General features: G+C 54.8%; 6 protein-coding genes. 2 read left to right on the top strand and 4 right to left on the bottom strand.

Annotated elements, in window-relative coordinates:
• Window positions 1–1433, bottom strand: a 1433-nt coding sequence (locus RI563_RS12120; RefSeq protein WP_411293581.1) for an ABC-F family ATPase, incomplete at its 3' end; no start/stop codon positions are given.
• Window positions 1434–1639: 206 nt separating this feature from the next.
• Window positions 1640–2218 carry an NAD(P)H-dependent oxidoreductase gene (locus RI563_RS12115; RefSeq protein ID WP_310694643.1) on the bottom strand — a complete coding sequence of 193 codons (579 nt, stop codon included), beginning with the start codon at window positions 2216–2218 and terminating at the stop codon, window positions 1640–1642.
• Between the two features lie 154 nt (window positions 2219–2372).
• Here RI563_RS12115 and RI563_RS12110 point away from each other — a divergent pair, with 154 nt between their 5' ends.
• On the top strand, window positions 2373–3077 hold the full coding sequence (locus RI563_RS12110) for an SIMPL domain-containing protein (protein WP_310694642.1): 705 nt from the start codon (window positions 2373–2375) through the stop codon (window positions 3075–3077).
• Window positions 3078–3147: 70 nt separating this feature from the next.
• On the opposite strand, the gene RI563_RS12105 is transcribed toward RI563_RS12110, so the two are convergent.
• Window positions 3148–3360 (bottom strand): DUF2892 domain-containing protein, encoded by a 213-nt coding sequence (locus tag RI563_RS12105; protein ID WP_310694641.1) that lies wholly within the window; start codon window positions 3358–3360, stop codon window positions 3148–3150.
• A gap of 541 nt (window positions 3361–3901) precedes the next feature.
• A complete protein-coding gene (locus tag RI563_RS12100) occupies window positions 3902–4363 on the bottom strand; it encodes a YbaK/EbsC family protein (RefSeq protein ID WP_310694640.1) in 462 nt (153 codons plus the stop codon).
• 176 nt (window positions 4364–4539) lie between these two features.
• Here RI563_RS12100 and RI563_RS12095 point away from each other — a divergent pair.
• On the top strand, window positions 4540–4970 hold a 431-nt coding region (locus RI563_RS12095; protein ID WP_310694639.1), incomplete at its 3' end, for a TerB family tellurite resistance protein.

Raw genomic sequence — 4970 nt, 5'->3', positions numbered from 1 at the left:
CCGGGGTAGTTTTCCAGTGCCAGGTTCAGCGCTTCGATGGATTCCATGTCCAGGTGGTTGGTCGGCTCGTCCATGACCAGCACATTGGGCTTTTGCATGATCAATTTGCCGAACAGCATGCGACCCTGTTCACCCCCGGAGAGGGCCTTGACCGATTTTTTGATCTCGTCCTGGGAGAAGAGCATCCGCCCCAGCACCGCGCGCACGGCCTGTTCGTCATCGCCCGGCTGTTTCCACTGACTCATCCAGTCAAACACCGACAGATCGTGACTGAAGTCACTGGCGTGATCCTGGGCGTAGTAACCGATGTTGATGTTCTCTGACCATTTGACATAACCGCTGTCCGGTTCCAGGTCGTTGACCAGGGTACGCAGCAGGGTGGTTTTGCCAATGCCGTTGGGGCCGATGATGGCGATGCGCTCGCCGACTTCGATCAGCAGGTTCAGGTCTTCGAACAGCGTCTCGCCGTCGAAACCCTTGCTCAGGTCATTGACCTCCAGTGCATTGCGATAGAGTTTCTTGGCCTGGTCGAAGCGGATGAAGGGACTCTGTCGACTGGAGGGTTTGACCTCTTCCAGTTCGATTTTTTCGATCTGCCTGGCGCGCGAGGTGGCCTGCTTGGCCTTGGAGGCATTGGCCGAGAAGCGGCTGACGAAGGTCTGCAGTTCGGCGATCTGGGCTTTCTTCTTGGCGTTTTCGTTCAGCAGCCGCTCGCGCGCCTGGGTGGCGGCGGTCATGTACTCGTCGTAATTGCCGGGATAGACGCGCAGTTCGCCGTAGTCCAGATCGGCCATGTGCGTACAGACGCTGTTAAGAAAATGACGATCATGGGAGATGATCACCATGGTGCTGTTGCGTTCGTTGAGGACGCGTTCCAGCCAGCGGATGGTATTGATATCCAGGTTATTGGTCGGCTCGTCCAGCAGCATGATATCCGGATCGGCAAACAATGCCTGCGCCAGCAGCACCCGCAGTTTCCAGCCCGGGGCCACGGCGCTCATCAGACCGGTATGCTGCTGTTCGGGAATCTCCAGGCCGAGCAGTAGCTCCCCGGCACGGGCCTCGGCGGTATAGCCGTCCAGTTCGGCGAATTCGACTTCCAGCTCCGCCACCTGCATGCCGTCCTCTTCGCTCATTTCGGCCTGGGAATAGATGCGATCCCGTTCCTGCTTCACCTGCCACAGGCGATCATGACCCATGATGACCGTATCCAGCACGGTATGTTCCTCGAACGCGAACTGGTCCTGGCGCAGTTTGCCGACCCGCTCATTCTCGTCCACCGAGACATTGCCGGAGGAGGGCGCCAGATCGCCACCGAGTATTTTCATCAGGGTGGATTTGCCACAGCCATTGGCGCCAATCAGGCCGTAGCGATTGCCATTGCCGAATTTGACAGAAATGTTTTCAAACAGGGGTTTGGCCCCAAACTGCATGGTGATATTCGCGGTCGTAATCAAGGGAGACTTCCGGGGTAAGGAGTGTGCAAAGAAGGCAGTGATAATAACACACCCCGCCGCCTGAAAAGAGGGGGCCGGGCAATATATCGGCCAGTTTAGCCGGCCCATCCCGCCGGGTGGCGGGCCTGACAGTACGGTGGCTGCCCTTCCCTGAACGGCTATCCGGAATCTCGAATGCGTGTTTAGCGGGCGGCCCGCCCAAGACGGCTCATTTTGTTCAACCAGCGCTGTCGATGCGCGGGACTGCCTTCGACCATGCCGATGAGGCTTTCGCGCACCGGGCTGATGCCGGTGAATTTGAGAATATTGCGTTCCAGGCTTTTCAGGCTGTGAGCGCGAAACAGCCAGCGATAGGCCAGGGCGGGCATTCCCATGGTCACGACGATCCGGGCGGATTTGCCCTTCAGCAGTTTTTTCCAGCGTTGCCCGCCGTCCAGCGGCTGCATGGCGAAGCCCGGACGGAACAGTTGCTCGAAAAAACCCTTCAGGCGTCCCGGCATACTGCCGAGCCACAGGGGATAAACGATCAGCAGATGGTCAGCCCGGGCTACCTGTTGCTGGCATTGCTGAATCACCGCCGGTGTTTCACCCGCGTGAAACTCGGCAAAGTTTTTCAGCAGGGGGAAATCCAGTGTCGCCACGTTGATCGTCTCAACCTCATGGCCGGCCGCCCGGGCGGCGTCACTATAGGCCATTGCCAGCGCATGGCCGTAATGCCTGGTATCAGGATCAGGGTGGCCCTGAATAACAAGAATCTTCAAATCATGCTCCTGGGGCGGACTCAAATTGTGGTATTTTGTTAACTGATTATAGTTGTTGAACATCCATTTTGCAGTGACTCGCTGACAGCGGTTATTTGATGCTACGCCGGATGGGTGCGCTGTAACGTAAACGACAGTTTTCAGGGGGAAAGTGATGGTGGGACAACGAAGCCTCATAGCCGCGAGCCTGTCGCTGTTATGCTTCTGGCCGGGTGTTGCGGCCGAGGCGAGTGAAAACAGCCATTATGATCGAATTCATCTCTCCGTCTCAGCCCAGGAGGAGGTGGATAACGATACTCTGCTGGCCGTATTGTCGGCGCGCGAGGAAGGGGAGCACCTGCCGACGCTTGCCGATACCGTTAACCGGACGGTTAAACAGGCCATTGAGCAGAGCAAGCAGGTGCCGGCGGTGGAAGTTCGCACTCTGACTTATCAAACCCACCCGCGTTATCAAAAACAACGTTTGATTGGCTGGCAGGTCCGTCAGGCCATCGAGCTGAAAAGCGGGGATATCGAGGCGTTGAGCACTCTGCTGGGCGGTTTACAGAAAACGATGACGCTCGACTCGCTGGGTTATGCGGTTTCATCCACCCGACGGGAAGCGATGGAACAGACCCTGATTAGCCGCGCCATCAAGCAATTCAAACAGCGCGCCGAACATGTAACACGTCAGCTGGGGCGCAAGGAGTTCCGCCTGGTGGAAATGGATATCAATACCCAGGGGCAAGCGGCACAGCCCAGGATGATGCGAAGTGTCTCCGCTATGTCGGAAAGTGCGGTCACGGCCCCTGTTGTTGAGCCGGGGACACAGACCCTGAGAGTGACACTCAATGCAACGATCGAGTTAACGGTAAAATAGAAAGGGAGTAAAAGCCGGGCGGGGTGGTCTGTACACCCCGCGCAGCCGTTACAGACAGTTGTGAAGAGGTTTACTTGCCGGGACCTTTGCCCTTGGTTGAAATCTTCAGGGGCGCATAGGCCGGACAAAAGCCGACAATACTGGTGAGCAGGAACACCAGGGCAATAATACCCAGCACAATGGCCAGGGTGCCCGAAATCACGTCCGTCAGATACAGCGCGGCAATGATAATCGCAATGATAATCCGGATGGCGCGATCGGCAGTGCCCATATTTTGATTCATGTTTCCTCCTGAAATCGTTCTGTGTTGTGTTTCTCCAGTGTAGTGTTTTTAGCGACAGATGCAATTCCCTGAAAAATACCCTAGTATTTTACTCAAAAATTAACTTATACATGAATTAAATATCTGAAGTGTCGCTTTGCCTGAACTGTCAATAAACTGGTCTGTAGGGTGTAGTTACCGGGCAGATCGTTTCCCGGCAACGTCCGCCAATTCTTTCTCAACAATAAGGAACGATAAATGGAAGATAAAGCTGTTAAACGAACTCTGAGCTACCTGTTTGCTGGCCTGTTTGGCTTTTTTGTATTGATGATCCTGCTGGCTCGCAGCATCGTCTATTAAAACGAAGCGAGCCTGGCTGGCGACGTTTCACACGTTACCAGCCTATGTTCTGTTTTCATTCACATCTTCCCCTGTTGTCCCTGAACCGCTGTTTCAAATGCCCGATCGCTTGAGCTGAACTGGCGAATTGAATTGGTGCTGCCGCGGCTTCCGGGATATGTCGGTAACGCGTTATATCGGTGCGGGTATTCGGCACGCCCGTCTAGCATATACGGGCATGTTGTGAACCGCGCATGAGCCGGCGAAATGCTGTTCCCTTCAGGTGAATCAGGTCCTCATGATCGCCGGCTTCCAGAAACACCTCCGGACACTCGTCGAGGCTTTCATCCACCACCGTGGCAATACCGTAAGCGTCGCCCAGTGGGGGAACCGCGCCGGGATCGCAATCACTGAACAGCGGGGATAACTCCGCTTCGGTCGCCAGTCCCATGCGTCGATTCAGCGCCCGGTTGAGATGGCCGATCCGGACGTGGCGGTTGGCGGGGATGACCGCCATGACATACCCGTTCTCATCTTCCAGGATCACCGATTTGGCCAGCCGATCCGGCGGAATATGCGCGCTGTTGGCACTGTTAACGCTGGTATCGGTATGGCGGTGGGGTAACAGGTCGTAAGCGATGCCCTTGTGGGCCAGATAGGTTTGCAGTGTGCGTGCGATAGCCATGATACACCTCCGTGTATACAGCCAATGTATGGTAGAAAAAGTATAGTCGAGTATTGCCAGTATGCTACGAGTCATTATGTAATGCCGGCTTTTACCCCCCGCAAGGCATTTGCTAAACTGCCTGCGCGCCAAAAATCTTTACATTTTTTCCGGGTTATCAAACCAGTTGATGAATCATGCTAAATGCAATTAAAAACTTTTTTGAACAGAATCTGTCGCCAGAGCAGACAGAGGATCACGAGCACGCGTTAAAGCTGGCGACTGCCGCACTGTTGATCGAAATGATGCAGCAGGACGGCAAGACGACCGATGACGAGATTCAGGCCGTCAAATCCGCCCTGCAAACCAAATTCGAGTTAACCGAGTCCGAAACCCATACGCTGTTCGATCTGGCCAGGGAAGAGACCCGTCAGGCCGTTGACTTCTACCAGTTTACGCGTCTCATCAATGACCATTTCTCGCCAGAAAAGAAAATCAAGGTTATTGAATACCTGTGGACCATTGCTTATTCCGATAACCACCTTGATGCACATGAAGAACACATGATTCGCCGGATTGCTGAGCTGTTATATGTCTCCCACAAGGATATGATGAAAACCAAGCACAA

The sequence above is a fragment of the Thiohalophilus sp. genome (assembly GCF_031581315.1).
GTDB lineage: Bacteria > Pseudomonadota > Gammaproteobacteria > UBA6429 > Thiohalophilaceae > Thiohalophilus.
The sequence above is the reverse complement of the archived record's forward strand: the minus strand, read 5'-3'. Positions and strand labels throughout refer to the sequence as shown.